This is a genomic window from Prochlorococcus marinus str. AS9601 (assembly GCF_000015645.1).
In the GTDB taxonomy this organism is placed as follows: domain Bacteria; phylum Cyanobacteriota; class Cyanobacteriia; order PCC-6307; family Cyanobiaceae; genus Prochlorococcus_A; species Prochlorococcus_A marinus_O.
Genome location: NC_008816.1, coordinates 518,894 through 541,656, shown reverse-complemented (window position 1 = coordinate 541,656; position 22,763 = coordinate 518,894). Strand labels below are relative to the sequence as shown.

27 protein-coding genes are annotated in these 22,763 nt (G+C 33.5%); 11 read left to right on the top strand and 16 right to left on the bottom strand.

What is annotated here, in order from left to right:
• Nucleotides 1–85 precede the first annotated feature (85 nt).
• Together A9601_RS12130 and A9601_RS12125 are read left to right on the top strand one after the other, a co-directional pair.
• On the top strand, nt 86–697 hold the full coding sequence (locus A9601_RS12130; protein WP_011818068.1) for a TIGR04282 family arsenosugar biosynthesis glycosyltransferase: 612 nt from the start codon (nt 86–88) through the stop codon (nt 695–697).
• A 5-nt stretch (nt 698–702) separates the two neighbouring features.
• On the top strand, nt 703–1,386 hold the full coding sequence (locus A9601_RS12125; protein WP_011818067.1) for a TIGR04283 family arsenosugar biosynthesis glycosyltransferase: 684 nt from the start codon (nt 703–705) through the stop codon (nt 1,384–1,386).
• Here A9601_RS12125 and A9601_RS12120 read toward each other — a convergent pair whose 3' ends face one another.
• Genes A9601_RS12120 through hisG form a run of 3 tightly spaced genes read right to left on the bottom strand, consistent with a single transcriptional unit; the run spans nt 1,387 to nt 4,364 of the window.
• Nucleotides 1,387–1,917: a GNAT family N-acetyltransferase gene (locus A9601_RS12120; RefSeq protein ID WP_011818066.1), complete on the bottom strand. Its 531-nt coding sequence runs from the start codon at nt 1,915–1,917 to the stop codon at nt 1,387–1,389.
• Nucleotides 1,917–3,713: an ABC transporter ATP-binding protein gene (locus A9601_RS12115; RefSeq protein WP_011818065.1), complete on the bottom strand. Its 1,797-nt coding sequence runs from the start codon at nt 3,711–3,713 to the stop codon at nt 1,917–1,919. The genes A9601_RS12120 and A9601_RS12115 overlap by 1 nt, the downstream gene beginning before the upstream one ends.
• A gap of 12 nt (nt 3,714–3,725) precedes the next feature.
• Nucleotides 3,726–4,364, bottom strand: a complete 639-nt coding sequence (gene hisG / locus A9601_RS12110; RefSeq protein ID WP_011818064.1) for an ATP phosphoribosyltransferase — start codon at nt 4,362–4,364, stop codon at nt 3,726–3,728.
• Nucleotides 4,365–4,404: 40 nt separating this feature from the next.
• Here hisG and gloB point away from each other — a divergent pair, with 40 nt between their 5' ends.
• The 3 genes from gloB (at nt 4,405) to A9601_RS12095 (ending at nt 5,875) form a co-directional block, all read left to right on the top strand.
• Nucleotides 4,405–5,145, top strand: coding sequence for a hydroxyacylglutathione hydrolase (gloB, locus tag A9601_RS12105; protein ID WP_041484519.1), 741 nt, complete (start codon nt 4,405–4,407; stop codon nt 5,143–5,145).
• Nucleotides 5,146–5,169: 24 nt separating this feature from the next.
• Nucleotides 5,170–5,562: a Rid family detoxifying hydrolase gene (locus tag A9601_RS12100; RefSeq protein WP_011818062.1), complete on the top strand. Its 393-nt coding sequence runs from the start codon at nt 5,170–5,172 to the stop codon at nt 5,560–5,562.
• Nucleotides 5,563–5,647: 85 nt separating this feature from the next.
• Nucleotides 5,648–5,875, top strand: a complete 228-nt coding sequence (locus tag A9601_RS12095) for a DUF3136 domain-containing protein (RefSeq protein WP_011818061.1) — start codon at nt 5,648–5,650, stop codon at nt 5,873–5,875.
• 6 nt (nt 5,876–5,881) lie between these two features.
• On the opposite strand, the gene A9601_RS12090 is transcribed toward A9601_RS12095, so the two are convergent.
• The 8 genes from A9601_RS12090 to A9601_RS12055 all read right to left on the bottom strand — a co-directional run bounded on the left by A9601_RS12090 (nt 5,882) and on the right by A9601_RS12055 (nt 12,862).
• Nucleotides 5,882–6,121, bottom strand: a complete 240-nt coding sequence (locus A9601_RS12090; protein ID WP_011818060.1) for a 4a-hydroxytetrahydrobiopterin dehydratase — start codon at nt 6,119–6,121, stop codon at nt 5,882–5,884.
• A 74-nt stretch (nt 6,122–6,195) separates the two neighbouring features.
• Nucleotides 6,196–6,444 carry a carboxysome peptide B gene (locus A9601_RS12085; protein ID WP_011376112.1) on the bottom strand — a complete coding sequence of 83 codons (249 nt, stop codon included), beginning with the start codon at nt 6,442–6,444 and terminating at the stop codon, nt 6,196–6,198.
• 18 nt (nt 6,445–6,462) lie between these two features.
• A complete protein-coding gene (locus A9601_RS12080; protein WP_011818059.1) occupies nt 6,463–6,714 on the bottom strand; it encodes a carboxysome peptide A in 252 nt (83 codons plus the stop codon).
• A gap of 2 nt (nt 6,715–6,716) precedes the next feature.
• Complete coding sequence (locus tag A9601_RS12075) at nt 6,717–8,246, bottom strand: carboxysome shell carbonic anhydrase (RefSeq protein ID WP_011818058.1); 1,530 nt, start codon at nt 8,244–8,246, stop codon at nt 6,717–6,719.
• A 7-nt stretch (nt 8,247–8,253) separates the two neighbouring features.
• A complete protein-coding gene (gene csoS2 / locus A9601_RS12070) occupies nt 8,254–10,551 on the bottom strand; it encodes a carboxysome assembly protein CsoS2 (protein WP_011818057.1) in 2,298 nt (765 codons plus the stop codon).
• 83 nt (nt 10,552–10,634) lie between these two features.
• Nucleotides 10,635–10,976, bottom strand: a complete 342-nt coding sequence (locus A9601_RS12065; protein ID WP_011376108.1) for a ribulose bisphosphate carboxylase small subunit — start codon at nt 10,974–10,976, stop codon at nt 10,635–10,637.
• 90 nt (nt 10,977–11,066) lie between these two features.
• Nucleotides 11,067–12,482 (bottom strand): form I ribulose bisphosphate carboxylase large subunit, encoded by a 1,416-nt coding sequence (locus tag A9601_RS12060; RefSeq protein ID WP_002805854.1) that lies wholly within the window; start codon nt 12,480–12,482, stop codon nt 11,067–11,069.
• Nucleotides 12,483–12,550: 68 nt separating this feature from the next.
• Nucleotides 12,551–12,862, bottom strand: coding sequence for a BMC domain-containing protein (locus A9601_RS12055; RefSeq protein WP_002807869.1), 312 nt, complete (start codon nt 12,860–12,862; stop codon nt 12,551–12,553).
• A gap of 327 nt (nt 12,863–13,189) precedes the next feature.
• On the opposite strand from A9601_RS12055, the gene A9601_RS12050 reads away from it, so the two are divergent.
• The gene (locus A9601_RS12050; RefSeq protein WP_011818056.1) at nt 13,190–13,774 is read left to right on the top strand and encodes a non-canonical purine NTP pyrophosphatase; all 585 of its coding nucleotides are present in this window, start codon (nt 13,190–13,192) and stop codon (nt 13,772–13,774) included.
• 7 nt (nt 13,775–13,781) lie between these two features.
• Here the strand turns inward: A9601_RS12050 and A9601_RS12045 are convergent, their stop codons facing one another.
• The gene (locus A9601_RS12045) at nt 13,782–14,552 is read right to left on the bottom strand and encodes a hypothetical protein (protein ID WP_011818055.1); all 771 of its coding nucleotides are present in this window, start codon (nt 14,550–14,552) and stop codon (nt 13,782–13,784) included.
• Nucleotides 14,553–14,649: 97 nt separating this feature from the next.
• Here A9601_RS12045 and A9601_RS12040 point away from each other — a divergent pair, with 97 nt between their 5' ends.
• The 4 genes from A9601_RS12040 to bchL all read left to right on the top strand — a co-directional run bounded on the left by A9601_RS12040 (nt 14,650) and on the right by bchL (nt 19,087).
• A complete protein-coding gene (locus A9601_RS12040) occupies nt 14,650–15,018 on the top strand; it encodes a hypothetical protein (RefSeq protein ID WP_011818054.1) in 369 nt (122 codons plus the stop codon).
• Between the two features lie 157 nt (nt 15,019–15,175).
• Nucleotides 15,176–16,432 (top strand): ferredoxin:protochlorophyllide reductase (ATP-dependent) subunit N, encoded by a 1,257-nt coding sequence (locus A9601_RS12035; protein WP_011818053.1) that lies wholly within the window; start codon nt 15,176–15,178, stop codon nt 16,430–16,432.
• 6 nt (nt 16,433–16,438) lie between these two features.
• Nucleotides 16,439–18,010 (top strand): ferredoxin:protochlorophyllide reductase (ATP-dependent) subunit B, encoded by a 1,572-nt coding sequence (locus A9601_RS12030; RefSeq protein WP_011818052.1) that lies wholly within the window; start codon nt 16,439–16,441, stop codon nt 18,008–18,010.
• 189 nt (nt 18,011–18,199) lie between these two features.
• Nucleotides 18,200–19,087, top strand: a complete 888-nt coding sequence (gene bchL, locus A9601_RS12025) for a ferredoxin:protochlorophyllide reductase (ATP-dependent) iron-sulfur ATP-binding protein (protein WP_011818051.1) — start codon at nt 18,200–18,202, stop codon at nt 19,085–19,087.
• Between the two features lie 6 nt (nt 19,088–19,093).
• Here bchL and A9601_RS12020 read toward each other — a convergent pair whose 3' ends face one another.
• The 3 genes from A9601_RS12020 to psaM all read right to left on the bottom strand — a co-directional run bounded on the left by A9601_RS12020 (nt 19,094) and on the right by psaM (nt 20,686).
• Complete coding sequence (locus A9601_RS12020; RefSeq protein WP_011818050.1) at nt 19,094–20,098, bottom strand: protochlorophyllide reductase; 1,005 nt, start codon at nt 20,096–20,098, stop codon at nt 19,094–19,096.
• Nucleotides 20,099–20,151: 53 nt separating this feature from the next.
• Entirely contained in the window at nt 20,152–20,499 is a 348-nt protein-coding gene (locus A9601_RS18990) for a hypothetical protein (protein ID WP_011818049.1), read from the bottom strand.
• Between the two features lie 82 nt (nt 20,500–20,581).
• Nucleotides 20,582–20,686, bottom strand: a complete 105-nt coding sequence (gene psaM / locus A9601_RS12010; RefSeq protein ID WP_072012882.1) for a photosystem I reaction center subunit XII — start codon at nt 20,684–20,686, stop codon at nt 20,582–20,584.
• A gap of 136 nt (nt 20,687–20,822) precedes the next feature.
• On the opposite strand from psaM, the gene A9601_RS12005 reads away from it, so the two are divergent.
• Complete coding sequence (locus A9601_RS12005) at nt 20,823–21,542, top strand: lipoyl protein ligase domain-containing protein (RefSeq protein ID WP_044035682.1); 720 nt, start codon at nt 20,823–20,825, stop codon at nt 21,540–21,542.
• Here A9601_RS12005 and A9601_RS12000 read toward each other — a convergent pair.
• The gene (locus A9601_RS12000; protein ID WP_011818046.1) at nt 21,539–22,762 is read right to left on the bottom strand and encodes a site-2 protease family protein; all 1,224 of its coding nucleotides are present in this window, start codon (nt 22,760–22,762) and stop codon (nt 21,539–21,541) included. The genes A9601_RS12005 and A9601_RS12000 overlap by 4 nt on opposite strands.
• Nucleotide 22,763: the final 1 nt, after the last annotated feature.

Here is a 22,763-nt window from a genome sequence, read left to right as displayed (position 1 = left end):
TATAAAAATAAATTTTATATTTTTTAATAGGCATATAATTATTTTAAATTTCTCTAAATTATTGGATAAAGCATTACTTATTATCATGGCGAAATGGCATGGTTTTGGAAGATGCAAAACAAGATTATCAAAAGATATAGGTAAAAGTAATTCGGCGAAAATACAAAGTGTAATGACCAAACACACTATTTCAGTTGCAAAATTTCTTCAAGAAAATAAACTGCTTGATATTTCTATTGCCATAACTGGTTTGGGAGTAGGAAATTGTAGAAAATGGTCTAGAGAATTAGGCATCAAAAAATTTAATTTGCAGGGGAAAGGCTGCTTGGGAGAAAAAATGAAACGGCAAATAACTATCAACAAAAAATTTTGTGCAAAGCATAAGATCAAAAATATTATTTTTATTGGTACTGACCTTCCAGATTTATGCCATCAAGATCTATTGAATACTCTAAAAGAGCTTCAACATAATGATCTTATTTTAGGACCATCTAACGATGGAGGATATTGGCTTATCGGTTTATCAGAAAAAATAATGTTATCACATTCATATTTACCTTTTATCAACATAAAGTGGGGAACAGAAAATGTTCTTCAAAATACAATTGATAATTTTGCTTCTAAAAAATTAAAATACAAGTTTCTAGATAAAAAAATAGATATAGATACAATTATTGATATTGAAAATAGAAAATAATCGACTTGTCAAAAATTTCAATTATCATTCCAACTATTAATGAAGCTAGTAATTTGCCATTATTGCTTTCAGACTTGTCAAGTATTCAGGAAGAGGGCGAAATCATAATTGTTGATTCTGGAAGTGAAGATAAAACTATCGATATAGCAAATATTTATGGAGCAAAAGTATTTATATCCAAAGAAAGGAATCGAGGTTTACAATTAGATATTGGAGCTAAAAATTCAAAAGGAGAGTGGCTCATATTTTTACATGCAGACACAAGATTAACTCATGATTGGTTTAAAAAAATAAACTCATTTTTAAAGGGAAACAAGAATATTATTTACTATTTTGAATTCAAAATTAATCACAAAAATATAATTTATAGAGTTCTCGAAATTCTCGTAAATATTAGAAGTAAATTTTTTAAACAACCGTATGGTGATCAAGGTTTAATAATTCATAGAACGATCTATTTTAAGAATAATGGATTTAGAAATATACCTTTGATGGAAGATGTAGATTTTTTAATGAGATTAAACAAAAAAAAAGATTTAAAACAATTAAATTTTCCTATTTTTATAAGTTCAAGGAAATGGGAAAGAACTAATATTTTTCTCCAAGCAATTAAGAACTGGCACTTTAGAAGAAGATGGTTAAAAGGCGAATCGTTAAAATCTATATATTCTGACTACTACAAAAAATGATTAATTTGCATACCAAAAAGCACATTTCGACCCTCTAGGTTCTAAAATCCAACCTTGTCTTTTGTAAAATGAAACCACTTCAGCATCAGCAAAAAGGGTTACTTTAGAAATGCCAATATTTTTCAATTCTTTTAGGACATATCTCATTATCTCTTTCCCCAATCCAAGTCCTTGATAGACAGGGTTAATAGCCACATCCCAAACTGTTGCTTCTAGAATTCCATCGCCAGTGCATCTTGCAAATCCAACTAGTCTGGGAAATTTATCATCATGACGCCATAACCCAACCACCAAAATACTGTAATCTAAAGCTCTTTTTACTCTCCTTATTGGCCTTCTGCTCCAACCAACAGTTTGCAAAAGTTGATCTAGTTCTATTAGATCTAAATCTTTATTTTTACTACATACAAATATTTCTTCTTTAGTTGTTTGAGTGAACTCATAAGAATTTAAACCATAGAGATCTATCAGCTCATCCTTTGATATACTGTTTGATTTTTTTATTAACGATCCTTGGTTTCTAAAAATCATTAAAAATTCACGAATCCCTTTTGTTGAAGCTCAGAGAGCTGAAAATATAAACCCTTTTTAAGTCTTAATTCACTATGCGTTCCCTCCTCAACTAATGATCCCCCTTTCAAGACTAAAATCTTATCAGAACTTTCAATAGTTGCTAATCTATGAGCTATTACTAATGCTGTTCTTTTTGACAGAATTCTCTCAAGATCTTTCTGCAAAGTAGCTTCTGTTGAGGGATCCATAAACGCTGTTGCTTCGTCCATTATTAAAACAACAGGATTTCTAATCGCTACTCGAGCTACGGAAAGAAGTTGTCTCTCTCCAGAAGAGAGATTTCCCCCTCTTTCTCTTAGTGAGGTGTTCAAACCTTCTGGTAATTTTTTTAGCAAATTATCTAACCCTAATTCGTAACAAAGATTTTCTAATACAAAATTGTCTAGATTCGAATTCAGTTTTAAATTATCTGCGACATTTCCACTAAAGATAAAGGTATCTTGCAAAACTACTCCCAACATATTTCTAAGAGTTGCAATAGGAATATCTTTGATATCTATATCATCGATTAAAATTTGACCCGATTGAGGTTCATACAATCTACACAATAGTCTTATTATGGTTGTCTTACCTGAACCAGTTGGACCTACAAAAGCAACATGCTCTCCAGGGTTAATCTTGAAAGATAAATTCTTTATAATGTGTTCTCCTTCGTTGTAGAAAAAATTAACATTTTTGAACTCAATTTTGCCCTTAAATTTTTTATTTACATTTTTAGCATTTTCTAAAAAATGTTTTGCGGAAGCAGAGTCCTTAATCTGTATTTCTTCGTCCAATAATTCGTTTATTCTTTCTACAGCTGTTAAACCTCCTTGTATTTGAGTAAATCTTTCTGCAAGCTGCCTTAAAGGTTCAAAAAGTCTTTGGGAATATAAAATAAAAGTTGTTAATGTTCCTAAACCAATATTTCCAGAAGTAACAAGATATCCTCCAACTGCCAAAACCAAGGAAACTGCAGCAAGAGAGATCCATTCTATAAACGCTGAAATACTACTGTCATAAAATATTGTTCCATTAACTGCTTTCTTATAAGCATCTCCAGTTTTGGAAAATTTCTTGCTATTAAAAGCCTCTCTTCTGAACATCTGAACGACTTCTAAACCTTGAAGATTCTCTTGAAAATCAGAGTTTAGTTGAGACAATTCTTCCCTTACTTGATAATTGGCTCTTCTGTAACGTTTTTGAAGCCAGATAATAAAATATGAAACTGGGATTTGAGTCAAAAGTAATAAAATGGCAAGCCCCCGATCAATTGACAGCATTGTCAAAGAAATTACTATCAGACTAACGAAGTCAGCAATGACTCCTACTGCCCCACTACCAAAAACCTCGGCTAAAGCATCAACATCATTTGTTAATCTTGTTAATAATTTCCCCACAGGCATTTTATCGTGATACTTAAGAGATAAAGATATTGAATGATCAAAAAGTTCTCTTCTTATTCTTGCTGTCAAACGTTGTCCAACTGCTTGGATATTGTAAGTTTGGTATCCCTGCAGAACTAATCTGAATAAAACAGTTATAAATAAAGTTACGATAATGGCATTTATCGACTGCCCAAAGAAAGTTTTACTTAGCCAAACATCTGTAGTTTCTTTCTTTAGAATAGTAATTGCTTGTCCAACTAATAATGGTTGAATAGCTCCAGAAAAAGAAACAGGTAACAAAACTATCAAGATTAGATAGATTGTTTTTTTATCTTTTGTTAAATATTTACCTAACTTTTTAATCCTTCTAAAATCTTTAAAAAACATTTAGCTAATCTTCTATAAAGCATTAGTTGATTCTATTGATAAAATTGTATCTCTGAGATGATTATCATCTAACCTCATCGATAAAGGATTTCCAATTAGTCTTGCAGTCGAGTAATAAAGATCATCTATTTTAATTAAACCATTCTCTTTGAGAGTCTTTCCGGTTGCCACCAAATCAACTATTGCCTCTGCCATACCTGTAATAGGACCAAGCTCTACTGATCCCGTCAAATGTACTATTTCTACAGGAATATTTAATTCTTCAAAATAAGATCTTGCTGTTTTTATAAATTTACTTGCTACTTTACAATTCGCTGGAAGATCGGTTGGTTTTAAATAATTGCTATTTTTCTTAACCGCCAACGACATATGACAACCCCCAAATCCTAAATCTAATAATTTTGCGACTTTTAATTCAGATTCTCGTAAAACGTCATACCCAACAATACCCAAATCAGCCTGACCATAACTTACATAAACAGGAACATCTCCATTTCTTACTAATAGAGCTTTTGCCCGTTTGCAATTTGATTCAAAGGTTAATGATCTATTATTTTCTTCCAACGCATTAGAGAAATCTAACCCAGCTTTTTTAAAAGTTGAAATTGAATCTTTTAACAGAGCTCCTTTTGGTAAAGCTATAGTAATCATAGATCAATTTCTTCCAAGGATTCTTCATTCTAATTTAACAATGGAATTTAATAAAGCTCGAAATATAATCGGACTTAGAGTTTTAAGTGATAACGTCATATGGTTGATGGCAAAAGATAAATCCGTTGTAGTTATAGATCCATCTGTACACGAACCAGTTATTAGATATATAAATGAAAACAATTTTCACTTAGAAGCTATTTTGCAAACTCATCATCATTCAGACCATATTGGAGGGACGAAGTCTCTTATTGAAAAATGGCCAAATGTAAAGGTGATTGCTTCCTCCAAAGAAAAAAAGCGAATCCCTTTTCAAAATGTATCTGTTGAAGATGGAGAAACTTTAAACATTTTAGGGGAAGAAGTAAAAATAATTGAAGTATTAGGACATACAAGCTCACATATTGCCTTCTTTTTGAATGGGGAAAATCCTGTTCTTTTTATTGGTGACACATTGTTTTCTGGAGGATGTGGAAGAATTTTTGAGGGAACTTATCAACAAATGTATTCTTCACTAGAAAGAATCAAATCTTTACCAAAAAATACTCTCATATATTGTGCACATGAATATACAAAGGCAAATATATTGTGGGCATTGAATCTAAAGCCAAAAGATCAAGATATAAAAAATAAACTTTCGGAAGTTGAAAAAAAACTTTCACTTAACGAATTGACAATTCCATTTTTACTAGATGAAGAGATGAAAATAAACCTTTTCTTAAGAGCAAAAAATTTAGAAGAATTTACTTTTTTAAGAGCAAATAAAGATTTATGGGTTTAAATAGATAGGTATCTTCCTAAACAAATGTCCTCAAAACAAGTAATTAAAACATCAAATGCTCCAGATCCAGTAGGACCTTATAATCAAGCAATAAAAGCTGGGGATTTTATCTATTGTTCTGGTCAAATTGCTATAGACCCGGCTTTAAATGAAATAACATGTTTAGGTGATATAGAGAAGGAAACTATTCAAGTTTTAAAAAATCTTGCAGAAGTTCTTAAAGCTGGTGGAGCCAAAATAGAGGATGTAATAAAAACAACTATTTACTTAACGGACTTAAGTAATTTTCAAATTGTCAATAAAATATATAGTGATTTTTTTAATATAGATAATCCTCCAGCAAGGGCCTGTGTGGAAGTTTCATCTCTACCAAAAGGCGTTTTAATTGAGATCGATTGCGTCGCATTTCTAGATTAATTTCTAATTATTGAGAAATTTGAAATATAAACCAATTGTGCACCATAGTTGTATAGATTATTAGTTGATAATTCATCTTTGATCTATGTCAGCAGCAAAGCTTAATATAGATGAACTAGAAGCAGGTTATCCTTTATTTTGCAAAGCTCTGAGACTATTAATTTTAAAAGGCAACTCAGTTAAAGATATAGAAAAAACAGTGTGTTGGGGTCATCTTGAAACTTTAAATAGATGCCTACCTGGTAGATATAAAGCCCCCACATATTTAATGGCTTTAATCAAAAGAGATATTGATAAGCCTAATAATTATTAAAAAGAACTAATCTTCCAAATAAAATTTATCTATATCCTTTGAAAAGTCTTTTTCCTTGTCTGATATTTCTTTATTATCTAAAAATATTGAAAGACTTACAAAATTCTTACCAAAGCTGATATTTGGATAGATATCCTTTTTTTTACATAATTTCTCAATTTCCCCCATGAATTTACTAATTTTTGAGTATTGATCAAATTCAAATCTTTTTTCAATCCTCAAAGGTGATTCTCTTTGATTCCACATTACATTCTTTATTCAAGACTAATTACACTATACCTTCAACAAAGTTTCTCAATAAATTTTTGAAGGTAAAATTTTTAGTCACTCTCCCAATAATCAATAATACCGCCAATTGTTAAATCGGTTTGAACTTCTGGATTGGGGCATGCAAATCTTGCGGCAGAGCCACTAGCAGTAAAAACCCAGTTACCTTCTCTAGCTCCAACAGGATCAACTGCAACTAATTTCTTTCCTTTATTATTTTCTAAAATTCGTAAATTCATATGACCTAAGCCAGCGACTCTTTGAGTGCATACCATCCTTCCTAATACCTTCATAATTTCCACAATTTATATCCTCCTTTTTTATGACTTATCAGGATCCCAATGATCAATAATTCCAACAATAGTTAAATCGCTTGGATAAGATTTACTTCCCGCAGCTTCTCTAGCAGCAGAACTTCCGACACAAATAACCCAATCTCCTGGCTTACAGCCAACAGCATCAACTGCAACTTTACTAGAAGAACCATCTAATACAACTTGCAGATGTTTATGTTCAAAACCAGGAATCCTATTGGTAGAAACAAGTGGTTTTACAACCTTGCAAATTAACATAATTAGTGAGCCTCCTCTGTTTTTTTATCTAAAGACATTCCAATAATTTGGGCGGAATGAATGTTGTCTCTATCTCTAATAGTAGAGCAAGTATGTAACAAACCTTGATCAACTAAATTTTTATATCTAATTGATATCGCATTATTAACTCTTTCACAATCATTTACTGCCCTCTCTTTTGCTCCGCGTACTTTGCCAGAGTAATCAAATCTTATAACTACCGGAATAGGTAGATCTTGAGAAACATTTAATCCTGTAAAAATCTTCACTCCTACATCTAAATCTGGAGCCCCTTCTTCGACTGTATCTAAATGAGCAAAATAAGTTAAATTCCTTAGATGTACTTCTTTAAAACCTATACCTACTCCAATAAACCTCTCTGCATGTCCAATATCTTCATAAGAACCATTATGAAAACTCTTAACATAATCAATTTGAGAAATATTATTGGCAATTAATTTATACGTAAATTTTTCCAGTCCACTGAGTTTATCTTTTGAAGATTGCTTAGAAATTATCTGGCAAATTTCTCTTTCCGCATCCTCTTTTGAAAAATTTATTGTTGAGTTATAAATTTCTAATGTAGAAATAGTTTTTTCTAAATCTATACCGCCATCTCTTGTTGACAAATGTATTTTTAAAGAATCAGTGTCTGTATCAAGTCCAATTAACATTAAATCCACAGAAGCTCCGCAGCAAAAGCTATTCTCTACAGCCTCTTTGAAAGCATATAATTTATTTCTACCTTCTGCTGCAGCTAACTCGTCATTACTCCCATGAGCTGCGCATCCCTGATGCAATGGATCTACTGAACTAAAATGATAAGTTACAACTTTTAAGTACCTGGTATCTTTATGAGCTTCATTAGGAACATTCTCTCTATATCTTTTATGTTCAGTTTTTACCCATCGATTAACGGTATTTTCAATATCAAAAAGTGCTCCAGCATGGGATCTTCTCCTTACTGAACTAAAAGGTATTCTCATTACATAAGCAACTGAATGGGCTAATCTTCCATCTGAACAAGGAGTTATATCAAGTAAATGTATTCCACAATCTAAAAGAAATTTTTCAAAGTCTTCCGCATCCTTACTTCCAGATGCACCTTCAAGTGGATCATTTTTAAAAAAATTATCGCTAAGTTTCTCATGCTGTTTGAAAGCACACCATGCATATAAAGCTCTCATATCAAGAGGTTTAACCCAAGATTTATCTAAAATATGTAGGGGTAAATCTATCCCCAAATTTTTTCTTGATATTTTCTGAGCCTTATTTATAAAATCTTCGTGATGTTGAATTCGAGCAATTTCCTTTAGAGTTGGAACAATTTCATCAAAATCACTTTTTATTTTGCTTTCATAGCTAAATAGATTTTCATTTTGTATATTATTGGTTAATTTATGAGACTTTCCAGAATTTCGAAAATTATTTGATTCTTTAGTTTGTATATGGATATTTTCAGTAAAAGTTTTCAATGGAGCTGTTGGCCCCAATGTGAAGTTCTTGGCTTTAGCCAGTCCTCTTAAAGGCATTATTTACTTAACCTCTTGCACCACCTGAAAAGGTAACAAGTTGTCCCTCACGAGTATTTCCACTAGATCCAGTTATCAAGAAATCTGGTTTTTCTGTTTCCTCATTTCTTTTAACTTCCATAGGGGGCATTGCGCTCATAAATCCTGCTCTTGATGGATTTCGCTTTCTAGAAGAAGCTCCCTCTGTACCTGTTACCTTATCGCCGCGATCCCAATCATCACCAGTTACGTTTCCTACTGATTGTCCTTCGCCAGTAATCCTTGATGCGACTCTTTTTTCTGGTGTCTTTGCAGCACGGTCTGCCTCTTCAATTTCCATTTTTTGTTTATAAGTAATATTTTTATTCGGTTCAAATCTAAATTTTTCAGTGCCAGTGACCTTATCAACTGCCATATCAAAAGGCCCTGTTACCTTTGAACCATTTTCATATTCATTACCCGTAACACCTTGAGTATTTTTTTCAGAATATTTATCTCTTGATGGTGAGTTAACAGAGAATTCGCTCCAAGAGTTACCTGCTGACTTTTCCGGATTAGCATAAGCAGTATCATGTGGAGGATTATCACAAGCTTGTGAGAACTGATCTCCGCCAACATAAGGAGTTCCTGTTAGGTTTTTACAAGCACCTTTCTTAGCACCTGTCATTACTCCGCCAATTCCTGGTTGTTGTCCTGTAAGTCTGGCATTTGAATTATTTCCTGAATTAACTGTTGATCGGGATTTCATATCTTCAGAAATCTCTGTACTACAATTATCATTTATCTGATCTAAGCCCGCGTATGGTGTTCCTGTAAGCACTTTGCATGAACCTGGTTCATCTCCAGTCACTATTTTTGATCTTCCTGTCATAGTCCCGCTTATTAAATTTGACTTTGAAGAAAGGCTTAAACCTACTTTTCTAGCTTCTGGTTTTGGTTTTGAACCGCAAAACTTCTCATATTGTTGAGATCCTATGTACTCATCACCAGTTACATTCTTGCAACTCCCATGTTCATTGCCTGTCATATGGTCTGATCTCCCTACCCCTGTACCAGTTACATTATTCCCATTAAGTGTGTTGTAACTGCCAACTTTTTCAAATGCTTTACCTTTTGGATTTGGCTCTGAGCCAAGATATTGATCTCCAGTTAACTGATGTCCAGAACCTGATTCATCTCCAGTAACCAGGGTTGATCTACCAGGAAGTGATCCAGATACTTTTAATCCATCAGTTGTAGTACTATGTTTAACCTTTGAAGGATTTTTTGGAACATCACCACAATACTTCTGTGATTGATTAGCAGATACATATTCAGTTCCTGTAAGGTTTTTACAAGTCCCAGGCTCATCGCCTGTGACCCACTCAGATCTACCGACTTCATTTCCAGTTACTTTATTACCTGATGTTGTAGAGGTAACAGTAGATCTAAGTGGTTGCTTATAACTTGGTCTATCTTGACAAAATTGGTCAACTACTTCAGATCCCATATATTGAGTACCAGTTACAGTCCTGCATGTACTTGCTTCATTACCTGTAGTTTTTACAGATCTATTAGCTTGTGTTCCAGTAACTATTTGACCTGAATCAGTTTCACTTTTACTAACTTTCCAGCTAGCATCTGCAATATTTTGTTTGGCTCCATTCTTATTTGGACCACATGGTCTACATTTACCATTACCTTTTTTGCCTGTGGCACCAGTTTTGCTTCTTAGCTCTCTCACTCTCTGGGAAATCTCTCTACTACTTAAATCAGGGTCTCCCCTTCTAGCTAAAGAAGCTGCACTGTTATTTTGTTTAGTTGCTGATTTACCATGCTTGGATTGAGCTTCTCTTCTCGCCAAAACAATATCTCTACTTGTATTAGTAATAGGCTTTCTCTTTTGATTAATTCTTCTTTTAACGCTTGGTTTTGATGTTTTAACTTCTGTATTATGTAAGTTTTGAACTTCCTGATTTTTGCTTGTGGAAGTTTTAACTGTATTTACAGGACTTTCTTTTTTAACATCAGTACGAGTTCTATCGGATGAAGTTATTGCTGATTTCCCATGAGTAGACATTGCTTTTCTTCTCTCTATTACTAACTCTTTACTAGATAAAGTTGTTGAAGAAGACTTTCTACTTACCTGTGTTTTTGTGATATGTTTTGTAACTGGTTTAGTAATATTTTGATTATTTGAAGAAGACTGGGTACCAGAAATCTGTATATCTTGAGAGGATCGAACTCTATCTTGAGTAGTTGAAGAATAAGCAGCAGCTTTTTTACCGCTGTCACTCATCGCCTTTCTTCTCTCTAATGCAATCTCTCTACTGGTTTTTTTTGACATAATCTTCAAATGTGAAACTCTTTTGAAAAAACTTTCTCCAAAAATATTTTTTGGAGAAAGTTATTTACTACATAAAAGTAGATTTAACGTCCTTGGAAAACTACAAAAGCTGTTCCTTGGCTTTGAGTGTAAGCATCGTATCCGATGATTCTTACATGATGATCAGGGTATGCTCTATGACATGCCTCTAATTCACTTACAACCAAGTTAAGGTCTTTTTCCCCAAAGAATGGGAGCTTCCAATAAGACCAATAAGTTTGCATACTTCCACTTGGATGAACATGCTCAATAACAGGACTCCAGCCTTGAGCAATTATGTATGCAATTTGATCGTATATTTCCTCCTGGGTCATCGGTGGTAAGAAACCGAATGTTTCCAGGGTTGCAACTGTTTGATAGTCGCCTACTGTGCTCTGGAAAGGCATAATTAATTTAAATGTGAATGAAATTACTCGTAATAGAACGAGATTTGTAGAAGTTTGAGGAGAAGAATCTCCTCAATGTTGAAATCTGGTTTAACCTTGAACGTCTAGTTTGTCGACGGTATCAAATTCAAACTTAATTTCCTTCCAAGTTTCAAGAGCGATAGCTAATTCAGGACTGTGTTTAGCAGCTTCCATAAGAATGTCTCTACTCTCTTTTTCGATTTCGCGACCAGCATTACGTGCTTTTACGCAAGCTTCTAAAGCAACTCTGTTGGCTGCAGCTCCAGCAGCTGAACCCCATGGATGACCATGTGTTCCTCCACCAAACTGAAGACAAGAATCATCTCCAAAAATCGCTAGGAGTGCAGGCATATGCCATACGTGAATACCACCTGATGCGACAGCAAATACTCCTGGCATTGAACCCCAATCTTGATCAAAGAAGTTACCTCTTGATCTATCTTCGGGAACAAATGACTCTCTTAAGTTGTCAATGTAACCAAGAGTTGTTTGACGATCACCCTCTAGTTTTCCAACAACAGTTCCAGTATGTAGTTGATCTCCTCCGGAGAGTCTCAAACATTTTGCTAGAACCCTGAAATGGATACCGTGTTTTGGATGTCTATCAATAACAGCATGCATCGCTCTATGAATATGTAGAAGCATGCCATTTTTACGACACCAGTTTGCTAATCCAGTATTTGCAGTAAAACCGCCAGTTATATAATCATGCATGATGATTGGCATATCTAGCTCTTTTGCAAATTCAGCTCTTTCGTAAAGTTCTTCAGGAGTGTTGGCAGTACAGTTTAGGTAGTGACCTTTAACTTCGCCAGTTTCCTGCTGAGCAAGCTTAACTGCTTCTGCAACAAACTCAAATCTTTCTCTCCAACGTTGGAATGGCTGAGAGTTTATATTCTCGTCATCCTTCGTTAAATCGAGACCACCTCTAAGGCACTCATATACAACTCGGCCATAGTTTTTACCAGATAATCCTAATTTAGGTTTAATTGTACAACCAAGTAGAGGTCTTCCATATTTGTTTAAACGATCTCTTTCAACTACGATTCCATTTGGTGGACCACCGCAAGTTTTGATGAAAGCGATTGGGAATCTAATATCTTCTAGACGTAAGTGTCTTAGAGCTTTAAATCCAAAAACGTTTCCTACAAGAGATGTTAATACGTTTGTAATAGAACCTTCTTCAAAAAGATCTAAAGGATATGCAATAAAAGCATAAAAAGCTTCAGGGTCTCCAGGAACGTCTTCGATTCGATAACAACGTCCTTTATAAAATTCTAAATCTGTAAGTAACTCGGACCAAACTGTTGACCAAGTACCTGTTGAAGATTCAGCGGCAACAGCTGCTGCAACTTCTTCTCTGGGGACACCTTCTTGACCTGTACATTTGAAACAGGCTAGTAAATCGGTGTCTAGGGGTACATATTCTGGAGTCCAGTAGGTATCTCTGTACTCCTTTACCCCTGCATCATACTTCTTACTCATAAGGATAAATTTAGGTCTGTGTAGGGAAAATAATTATTGTGCAAAATTTATTAATCTTGCTTTATTTATTAGTCCTTTTGACCAAGAAATTCACCATTACCAAGAGCAGGTTCAACTTCTCTATGAGGACGAGCAATAATGTGAGCTGCAACTAAACCGTCACCAACTCTTTCACAAGCATCAGCACCAGCTCTTACAGCCGCGTTAACTGCTCCTGTTTCTCCTCTAACTAATACTGTGACATAACCGCCACCTACGAATTCACGACCAATAAGGCGAACTTCTGCAGCCTTTGTCATTGCGTCAGCTGCTTCGATTGCAGGTACAAGTCCGCGTGTCTCGATCATGCCGAGAGCGATACCCATTGTTTCTGTAGCCATTGTCTACTAATTACTAAATGTGGAATGTTCAATCCGAAGAATGCTTCATTAAGTACTTATAAGTCAAGCGTTTTCGATAAAATCTCCATTAATGTTTTTTCTATCATTCATAAGTTAAACTTATCACCCTTGGTACTATTGATATGTCAATACTTATGCAAATTAGTTAGTGCATCAAAACATACTGTTGTGTTAAGAAAAAATTTACATTATGTTATTTCCGTACGAGGCAGGCCCTGTCTACACAGGTGTGGAATGTTCAACCTTTCCTGTCTCCGTATCTAGCTTTGAAGTAAGATAATATTTTCATTAAATTTATTTATTATTTTGAACCTTCCAGTCCTAACTATTGCGAGTGGCAACAAAACTAAAGTTTCTGAAATTTCGGCAATGCTGGATGTTTTGTCTTTAAGGGTTCAGAAGCAACCAGAATATTTAAATGTCGAAGAGACTGGAGACACATATTTTGAGAATGCACTTTTAAAAGCAAAAGCAGCTGCTTTAGAGACAAAAACCTGGGCGATAGCTGACGATTCGGGACTTGAAGTAGATGTTTTAGATGGTCGACCAGGCATATATTCTGCTCGATATGCCAAAAATAACGCTGAAAAAATTAAAAAATTAATTAATGAACTTTCTGATAGTCCTTACAGGAGCGCGAGATTTATAAGTTGTATGGTTTTATGTGATCCCTCAGGAAACTTAGTGAAGGATACAACTGGAATATGCTGGGGAGAAATTCTTAAGACTCCAAAATATCCAAATGGGGAGTTCGAATCTGTTTTTTGGGTAAAAGAAGCTAATTGTGTATACGGTGAGCTATCACAATCACAACTAAGTAAATTAGGAAGCAGGGGTAAAGCCGCCAGAATTATGTCACCTTACCTCAAAAAAGAAATTGGTTTAAATTAAAAAATTCTCAATAATTTGAAATTTCATCAATTGCTCTTATAGCAGCAGCTGCTGCTTCTTCTACATCTCCTTCTTTCCCAGCGAGAGTTAATCTACCAAAAGCGCCAACTGCCTTTACATCTACAACAGTTATATTTGATGCTTTTTCTGCTTCATTTGCTGCTTTTAAGACATACCCAGCCGGTTCAGTTTCTAATATAAACATGCTCATTCCAGATTGAATCATTGATCCACTTCTGTTTTGTCTATTTATTAAAACAGCATGATCTGGAGTAATAGCTCGAATAACTTCTGTCCAACTTGTTGAAGGTTTGGTTCTTTTTCGAACTTCACTTCCAATAGCATCTAGAACAACATCCCCAGAATGTAAAACAGTACTTTGATCTTTGTGATAAAGAGCAAGAGAGCCAAATGCTCTTTCAACAATCATCTGACCAAGTCTTACATTACTTGCTTTTAGGGCAATATCAGTGACTCTATGAACGGCCATCCCTGGTGAAACTTCCATCCAAAGGCATGAATCTCCAGGTATAGGTAAAAAACCCCTACTAACCGTCCCCATATATGCAGCTAATTGAGGTTGAAGAGAATCTAAAAAAACATATGTTCTCAACTCAATTTGCTCAACTTGACTTGCTTGTCTGGACACCAAAGACTTTTCTGAATCAGTTGTAATAAAACAGCTTGCACCACTGGCCTGAGATTGCACCTCAGATCCTGTGACTAGGGAACTTCCTTTTTTTCGTTCCCCTCTGTTTAAACTAGAAGTTGGTTCCATTCACGCGACTATAACGGATAATGGTTCATTTTTTCTATTAAATTTACTTGCATGCTTCCAACAAAACGATAACTTCAAGTAAAAGATATGCATTTTTATGGGAACTTCTCAAAAAAAAGAACCAAATGTTTCTGGTACTGAAAAGGAATTAACTCCTGATCAAACTCTTGGATTAGTTAGCCTTAGCTTGATGCAAAAACTATCTCAGAAAGACCCATCTTTTAGTTGGTTAGAAGAAGATAAAATTGAAAAAGTAAATCTTAAGAACCTTAGAGATAGATTGGAGTTAACCCAATTGGCTATAAATACTGGAGCACCTTTAACCACTTCAGAAGTAACAGCTTTAATTGGGGCAAAGCCCGGGAAATCTAAGTTAGAAAGAGCAGGATTATTAGCAACTAAAATAGCTAGAAATGTGTGGAAGCTTTCAAAAATAAGTCAAGGAAATTCCTTCTACAGAAATTAAAATACGCTCCAAAAGTTTTTTTCATAATTCCCATTTAAGTATTTAAACAATCATATAAGTTTTTTAAATGTGTTCATTTTGTAAGAGAACTTATTAATTACTTTCTTAAATTAAAAAGTGTATGCAAGCTTGAACTATAAGCTCTTGAAAATTTTTAATGAGTAAAGTTGAATTTAATAAGGAAACTGGGCCCAGGGAAGTTTTTTGTGGGTTAACTTCAATAGTCTGGCTCCACAGAAGAATGCCGGATGCATTTTTTCTAGTTGTAGGCTCAAGGACATGTGCTCATTTAATTCAAAGCGCTGCTGGAGTTATGATTTTTGCTGAGCCAAGATTTGGGACAGCTATTCTCGAAGAAAAAGACCTTGCTGGTCTTGCTGACGCTCATGAAGAATTAGATCGAGTGGTAAATGATCTTATTGCGAGAAGACCAGAAATAAAAACTCTTTTTCTAGTTGGATCTTGTCCAAGTGAGGTAATCAAATTAGATCTTGCCACTGTCGCAGAGAAATTAAATAAAAGATTTTTAGGTCAAGTGAGATTCGTTAATTACTCTGGCAGTGGGATAGAAACAACTTTTACCCAAGGTGAGGATGGCGCCTTAAAAGCTTTAATTCCATTAATGGAGTCATCAAATGAGGAGAAATTATTATTAGTTGGGACTCTTGCAAATAATGTAGAGGATAGGTTTAAAAAGATTTTTAAAAATTTAGGAATTTCAAATATTGAGAGCTTCCCACCCCGTCAATCAACAGAATTACCAAAGATTGGCAAAAATACAAAAGTTTTATTAACTCAGCCTTATTTAAGTGATACCGTTCGAGACCTAAAACATCGTGGTTGTGAAATAATTTCTGCTCCATTTCCTCTTGGTATCGAAGGAAGTACTGAATGGTTTTTAGCTGCAGCGAAAGCTTTCAAAATTAATGAACTTAAAGTTCATGAAATTCTTTCGCCTTTAATTAATAGAGCAAAACTTGCTCTTGAATCTCACAAAGAAATACTTAAGGGGAAAAGATTATTTCTTCTTCCTGAATCGCAACTGGAGATATCTTTGGCAAGATTTTTGCATAATGAATGCGAAATGGATCTTGTAGAGGTGGGCACTCCTTACCTAAATAAAGATTTAATGAAAGAGGAGATTAATTTATTACCTGATAATACAAAAATTGTCGAAGGACAACATGTAGAAAAACAATTAGATCGAGTAAGGGAATCTAATCCAGACTTAGTAGTTTGTGGAATGGGTTTAGCTAACCCACTGGAGGCCGAAGGAATTAGTACTAAGTGGTCCATAGAAATGGTATTCAGTCCAATTCATGGAATTGATCAAGCCGCAGACTTAGCAGGTCTCTTCTCTAAACCTTTAAGAAGGAATCAAATACTAACTACAAAAACTTTAGTAACTCATTAAAAGAATATGGAATTAACTCTATGGACATATGAAGGACCGCCACATGTTGGTGCGATGAGAATTGCCTCTTCAATGAAAGATATTCATTATGTTCTTCATGCCCCTCAAGGAGATACATATGCAGATCTTCTTTTTACAATGATTGAAAGGAGGGGGCAAAGACCTCCAGTAACTTATACAACTTTCCAAGCTAGAGACCTTGGAGGCGATACAGCTGAATTAGTGAAGAAAAATATTAAGGAAGCGGTTGAACGATTCAAACCCAAAACTCTTTTAGTCGGAGAAAGTTGTACGGCAGAATTAATCCAAGACCAACCTGGGGCTCTTGCAAAAGGAATGGGGTTTGATATGCCAATTGTTAATCTTGAATTACCTGCCTATAGCAAGAAAGAAAATTGGGGAGCTTCAGAAACTTTTTATCAATTAACAAGAACTCTTTTGAAAGAGAAAGTAAGTTCTTCAGAAAAAATAAGTCCTCTAAGGTGGAAGGAGTTAGGTCGCAGACCAAAAGTCAATATATTGGGTCCTTCATTACTGGGATTTAGATGCAGAGATGATGTAATTGAAATCCAACGCATACTTTCAGAGCAAGGAATCGATACAAACGTAGTTGCTCCATTAGGTGCTAGTCCAGATGATATTGAAAGACTAATTGATGCTGAAATAAATATTTGTCTTTATCCAGAAATTGCGGAAGCATCATGCGAATGGCTCAAACGGAACTTTGGAATGGAATATACAAACACTATTCCAATTGGAATAAAAAATACAATTGAATTTATAAATGAAGTTCATAAAAAGTTAGATCTCCCCTTGACTAATAAAGAAGAATTAGAAAATAAATCAAAACTTCCTTGGTACTCAAAATCAGTTGACTCTAATTACTTAACTGGCAAAAGGGTTTTTATTTTTGGTGATGGAACACATGCAATCGCGGCTGCAAAAATTGCCAAAGAGGAATTAGGTTTTGAAGTAGTTGGTCTTGGTACATACAGTAGGGAAATGGCAAGACAGGTAAGAGCAACTGCAAAAGATCTAAATGTAGAAGCTTTAATTACAAATAATTATTTAGAAGTAGAAGATGCAATGAAAAAAGCCGCACCTGAACTAGTTTTAGGGACTCAAATGGAAAGGCATAGTGCCAAGAGACTTGGCATTCCATGTTCAGTAATAAGTACGCCAATGCATGTTCAAGATGTTCCTGCAAGGTATAGCCCACAAATGGGATGGGAAGGAGCAAATGTGATTTTTGATGATTGGGTACATCCCTTAATGATGGGATTAGAAGAGCATCTTATCGATATGTTTAAACATGACTTTGAGTTTGTCGACGGTCATCAAAGCCATTTAGGACATACAGCGACAAACACAAACAACATTTTAAATTCTGACGAGAAAAAAGAAAAAAATAGTAAAGAAGGAATTATCTGGACTGAATCTGGTAGAGCTGAATTAACAAAAGTTCCATTTTTTGTAAGAGGTAAAGTTAAAACAAATACTGAAAAATACGCAATCTTGAGAGGAATTCCAGAGATAAGCGATGAAACTCTTTACGATGCCAAAGCATATTTCAATTAATTTTTACTAATAAACTATAATTAAGTCATGAGTATTTTCACTCATAATCTAATAGATTTAATCCTAAAAATTCAGTTATAAGAACATATTTCACACTTTTAATACAATTAAATACATATTTGTTTAGAAATATATTTCATGTGTATTTGCGCTGCAAGAATATAAATAATAATGTGTTTTAAGCTTTAAATGACAAGTACTATAAATAGACCTCTTGATGGAGAAGGAAGTGTTCAAGTAAAGCAAGATCCAAAAATAAATATTGAAGAAGGGGCTTTAGTTATTGCCGTATACGGAAAGGGCGGCATCGGAAAATCAACTACATCATCAAACCTTTCTGCAGCATTCTCAAAATTAGGTAAAAAGGTTTTACAAATTGGATGTGATCCGAAACACGATAGCACTTTCACTTTGACTCACAAAATGGTTCCTACAGTTATAGATATTCTCGAAGAGGTGGATTTTCATAGCGAAGAATTGAGGCCAACCGATTTCATGTTTGAAGGTTTTAATGGCGTAATGTGCGTTGAAAGTGGAGGCCCTCCTGCTGGTACAGGGTGCGGGGGGTATGTAACTGGTCAGACAGTTAAACTATTAAAAGAACATCACTTACTTGAAGATACTGATGTTGTTATTTTTGATGTCCTTGGAGACGTTGTTTGCGGGGGATTTGCAGCTCCTTTACAACATGCAAATTATTGTCTGATTGTTACTGCTAATGACTTCGATTCAATATTCGCTATGAATAGAATAGTCTCCGCTATTAAGGCAAAAGCAAAAAATTATAAAGTCAGATTAGGTGGGGTAGTAGCAAATAGATCAAAAGATACAGACCAAATTGATAAATTCAATGAAAGAACAGGTTTAAAAACTATGGCTCACTTTAAAGATGTAGATGCCATTAGAAGATCAAGACTAAAAAAATGCACCATATTTGAAATGGAACCAACTGAAGATGTTATTGAAGTTCAAAATGAATATTTATCTCTTGCCAAAAATATGCTAGAAAACGTTGAACCTTTAGAAGGAAATCCGCTTAAAGATAGAGAAATTTTTGATTTATTAGGATTTGATTAGTTTTAATTAACCTAATCCAACCAATTGTTTTGTTAGATCATAAGTTTGTTGAGAGGTCTTCGCATCAATTATTCTTTTTGACAACTTTTGAGAAAAAGCTTTTCTGCCACTTTTTTGACGATTTCCCCAGCTCCAATGCACTGATGGTTTAGCAAATTCTTTACTGGTCGCAACTTGAGCTACCCTCTCACCTGCCAATCTTTGAGACACATATCCTTTTGTTATGAATTTTTGAAAAATTGGAAAAAGAAATCTAAATAACCAAGGTGTATTTCTGAAAAGTTTTGTATCAGCAACACATCCAGGATATAGAGAGTTAACAATAATTTTTTCTGCAGAATATCTTTTTGATAATTCCTGAACAGTAACCATATTGCAAAGTTTACTATCCTTATAAGCCTTACCAGGTTTGAATTTCTTCCCATTCGCCATACTTATTGGAGATAAAAAACCATTTTTAAATCCAGATAAATCTCCCAAATCAGCTGGAGCAGGAATGGGGATCCTCCCTCCAAGTTCTGAAAAATTAGCTGTAACAGTTCCTAATACTGTAATTCTGGGCTTGAATAAAGTAGATTTTCCATTTAATACAATTTCTCTTTCTGAAGATAAAATATTTTCAATAAGCAGATTTATCATAAGAAAATGTCCAAAATGATTTACTGCCATGGAGTTTTCAAAGCCCTGAGGAGATCTTTCAGGTCTCTTTAGTCTCGGCTTATAAACTGCTGCATTACAAATAAGTGAATTTATTGGTTTTTTAAATCTTTCCAATATTTCATCACAACCTTTTCTTACATCATCCAAGTTTGAGAGATCTATTTCTATAAAGTGAACATTTTGAATTTCGTCCTTTGTCAAGAATTCCTCAGCTATTGTTATCGCTCGTTTATTTGATCGATTAACAGCAATAACTTCCCATCCAAATCTTAAAAGAGGTTTTAAAGAATTTAATCCAACTCCTGAAGTTGTGCCTGTTATTAGGACTAGACCTTTGTTGTTCTGGCTCACTATAAAAAAGTTAATAGAAAAATGATAAGAAAATTGACTCTAAATCAGCCTTATCAACGCCATATTACTCTGATAATGTCTCTAGAAATTATTTGATCCTGATCCTTCATAAATCTTTGCTCACCTTCTGAAGAAAATAAATCGTCAAACTTATTTGTTAAAAAATTAAATCTATATTTTTCGTATGAAAATGAGTCTTGAATTTCCCTTAATCTTGTCAACCTTACTTTGGAGCTATAACCAAGTTTAATCAAGCTTATTATAGCTAAAAGGGAAAAGCATATTTTTATAATTAAAAAAATTAAAGATACAAAATTGTCCTGTTTATGTTGTCTTTTTATAAATACAGGCCCTAGATATTTTTTGTAAAAATTACTATTTTTATAAAAAGATTTTGTCAAATTTAGTATTTGATATTTTTACTGAAAATCAATTCAGTTTTATTATATTATTACCTTATAAATTTAATTTTTCTATAAAATTTCAGTTCCTACCCAAACTAATTCCTAGTCTTAGTGCTAAAACTCCTGCATGAATAACTACTATGAGGCTTAATGCAATTAGATTTATTGTTTGAGTTGGCTCCATGGTAAAAAAATTATTTCTTATATTCTCCACCGAAAAGAGGGAATTTGAAACACTATTACAAAATGATGTAACGTAATTAACAAATTGAAAGAAAACATTATTGAAAATTATCATTAATAAATCTACATAGTTAATTTTGGGAATAGAAAATCAGGCTTTAATTTTCTCGACAAATAATTTGCCGGGATTTGATCAAATGGCTTTAGATTTAAATTCTTTAGATCAGACGATTTCGAATCCTGAAATAATTCTCACATTGAGATTTTACTATTGGACTGGAGATTGGCTTTCAATTGGCTATCATCAAAAAGAAATTCCTATTCATTGGGAAAATTTATTATCAAATGGGGAAATTAATATTGTTAGACGTCCGTCTGGAGGTGGGGCTGTTTTGCATTCAGGAGGCATAACATATGCATTAACATTTAAAAAAACATACTACAAAGTCTTAAGTTATGAAATGGTTAATAATTGGTTGATTAAAAGTTTTAGAGAATTAGGTCTAAACTTGCAATATGGTAATTTACGAAAATCACACATTAAAACAAATTGTTTTGGGACTTCATTAATTTCTGATTTAGTTGATAAGGATGGGTTTAAGAGAATAGGAAGTGCTCAATTTCGTAAAAAAGGTGCATTCCTTCAACATGGAGAGATTCAAACTAATCCTTCAAAAGATTTATGGTACAAGTTATTTAAAGAAGAAGCTCCACCTAAAGTAAATTTAGGTCTAACAAATGATGAAATAGTTCAACATTTAAGAAATTCATTCCTAAAGAATAAATCAAATATAAATTTCAAAAATATTGAGATAGATAATAAAAATATTAGAAAATTTTTATGCAAGAGTTATTAAAGATCTCCTTTCTGCTTCATTGAATTAATTATTCTTGGCAATTCAATTCCTAAGGGGTAGTTATTTTTAAAGTTTAATTTGTTAACAATCTCTGAAGGCAAATTTAAACCTAATTTATGCAATACAAAGTTCCCAATTTTTGACCTATCAATTATCCCCAAAGGGATATCTGCAGCATTGAGGACCAACAAAAAACCTTCATTTGTTTCTTCAAGTCTTTCTATAGTTCTCCATAATTTATCGTTATAAGATACACTCTCAAAATTATCGATTGGTTTCTTAAAATCTCCAACAAAGTTCCGTTCCCATTTATTTAAGGAAACAGTTTTTAAAATACTCTCATTAACAAAACCGGTCCATCTACCATTATTCGTAACAAAATAATATTTATCCGATATATCCTTTTTATTTTTTATAAGTGTATTAAATTCTGAGAAATTTGAATCGTATTCAATTTTCCTCAACGGCTTTAATTTAATCTCAGAAACTTTACTAAATTTAAGTATATTTTCAATTTTAAAAAATTGACTTTCAGATTTTGAAGAATTAACTCCAAACAATCCCAAAAGAGAAAGAATAAAACCAAAGTAAAAGTTAAATCTAAATAAACAAACTATCCCAAAAAATAGAACAAAAAAAGATAATAATAAATTTACTTTATTGAGAAAGTTTCTTCCTTTATTTTTACTTCCTGAAAAATGCCAAATAATACTTTTTAATAAATTTCCTCCATCTAAAGAACCAATTGGAATCAAATTTAAGAAACCTAAGAATAAATTAAATATACCTACTCTAGAAATTACATTAACTGCTATTTGTTCTTGGGATGCACTGTTGCTACTAACTAATAATAGGATAAATGCTGTAGCGAAACATAAAAGAGGTTTAACAACTGCAATTTTTATATTACCTAAAGCAGTTTGACAATACTTATCTATTTGTAAAATTGCTCCGAGAAAATAAAAAGTAATATTTTTTATTTTTACACCCTGATTAAGAGAAACAAAAGTACGAAAAATCTCATGAAAAACAATTGAAGATAATAAGAAAAAAGAAGTAAAAAATCCTATAATCCAAGCTTCTTTGGTATTATAAATGTCACTTGAGGTCAAATTAACCTGATTACTTATACTCCATGAGAATAAAAAGAGAATAGCAAACCAATAAGGATGAACTTTAAAGGGAATTCCCCATATTTTAAAAATTTGCCAACTTCTCAAA

Excerpts from the sequence above, each read along its gene's own strand:
- A9601_RS12130 (WP_011818068.1), top strand. The coding sequence starts at position 86 with ATGGCGAAATGGCATGGTTTTGGAAGATGCAAAACAAGATTATCAAAA.
- A9601_RS12120 (WP_011818066.1), bottom strand. The coding sequence starts at position 1,917 with ATGATTTTTAGAAACCAAGGATCGTTAATAAAAAAATCAAACAGTATA.
- A9601_RS12115 (WP_011818065.1), bottom strand. The coding sequence starts at position 3,713 with ATGTTTTTTAAAGATTTTAGAAGGATTAAAAAGTTAGGTAAATATTTA.
- hisG (WP_011818064.1), bottom strand. The coding sequence starts at position 4,364 with ATGATTACTATAGCTTTACCAAAAGGAGCTCTGTTAAAAGATTCAATT.
- gloB (WP_041484519.1), top strand. The coding sequence starts at position 4,405 with ATGGAATTTAATAAAGCTCGAAATATAATCGGACTTAGAGTTTTAAGT.
- A9601_RS12100 (WP_011818062.1), top strand. The coding sequence starts at position 5,170 with ATGTCCTCAAAACAAGTAATTAAAACATCAAATGCTCCAGATCCAGTA.
- A9601_RS12095 (WP_011818061.1), top strand. The coding sequence starts at position 5,648 with ATGTCAGCAGCAAAGCTTAATATAGATGAACTAGAAGCAGGTTATCCT.
- A9601_RS12090 (WP_011818060.1), bottom strand. The coding sequence starts at position 6,121 with ATGTGGAATCAAAGAGAATCACCTTTGAGGATTGAAAAAAGATTTGAA.
- A9601_RS12080 (WP_011818059.1), bottom strand. The coding sequence starts at position 6,714 with ATGTTAATTTGCAAGGTTGTAAAACCACTTGTTTCTACCAATAGGATT.
- A9601_RS12075 (WP_011818058.1), bottom strand. The coding sequence starts at position 8,246 with ATGCCTTTAAGAGGACTGGCTAAAGCCAAGAACTTCACATTGGGGCCA.
- csoS2 (WP_011818057.1), bottom strand. The coding sequence starts at position 10,551 with ATGTCAAAAAAAACCAGTAGAGAGATTGCATTAGAGAGAAGAAAGGCG.
- A9601_RS12065 (WP_011376108.1), bottom strand. The coding sequence starts at position 10,976 with ATGCCTTTCCAGAGCACAGTAGGCGACTATCAAACAGTTGCAACCCTG.
- A9601_RS12060 (WP_002805854.1), bottom strand. The coding sequence starts at position 12,482 with ATGAGTAAGAAGTATGATGCAGGGGTAAAGGAGTACAGAGATACCTAC.
- A9601_RS12055 (WP_002807869.1), bottom strand. The coding sequence starts at position 12,862 with ATGGCTACAGAAACAATGGGTATCGCTCTCGGCATGATCGAGACACGC.
- A9601_RS12045 (WP_011818055.1), bottom strand. The coding sequence starts at position 14,552 with ATGGAACCAACTTCTAGTTTAAACAGAGGGGAACGAAAAAAAGGAAGT.
- A9601_RS12040 (WP_011818054.1), top strand. The coding sequence starts at position 14,650 with ATGGGAACTTCTCAAAAAAAAGAACCAAATGTTTCTGGTACTGAAAAG.
- A9601_RS12035 (WP_011818053.1), top strand. The coding sequence starts at position 15,176 with ATGAGTAAAGTTGAATTTAATAAGGAAACTGGGCCCAGGGAAGTTTTT.
- A9601_RS12030 (WP_011818052.1), top strand. The coding sequence starts at position 16,439 with ATGGAATTAACTCTATGGACATATGAAGGACCGCCACATGTTGGTGCG.
- bchL (WP_011818051.1), top strand. The coding sequence starts at position 18,200 with ATGACAAGTACTATAAATAGACCTCTTGATGGAGAAGGAAGTGTTCAA.
- psaM (WP_072012882.1), bottom strand. The coding sequence starts at position 20,686 with ATGGAGCCAACTCAAACAATAAATCTAATTGCATTAAGCCTCATAGTA.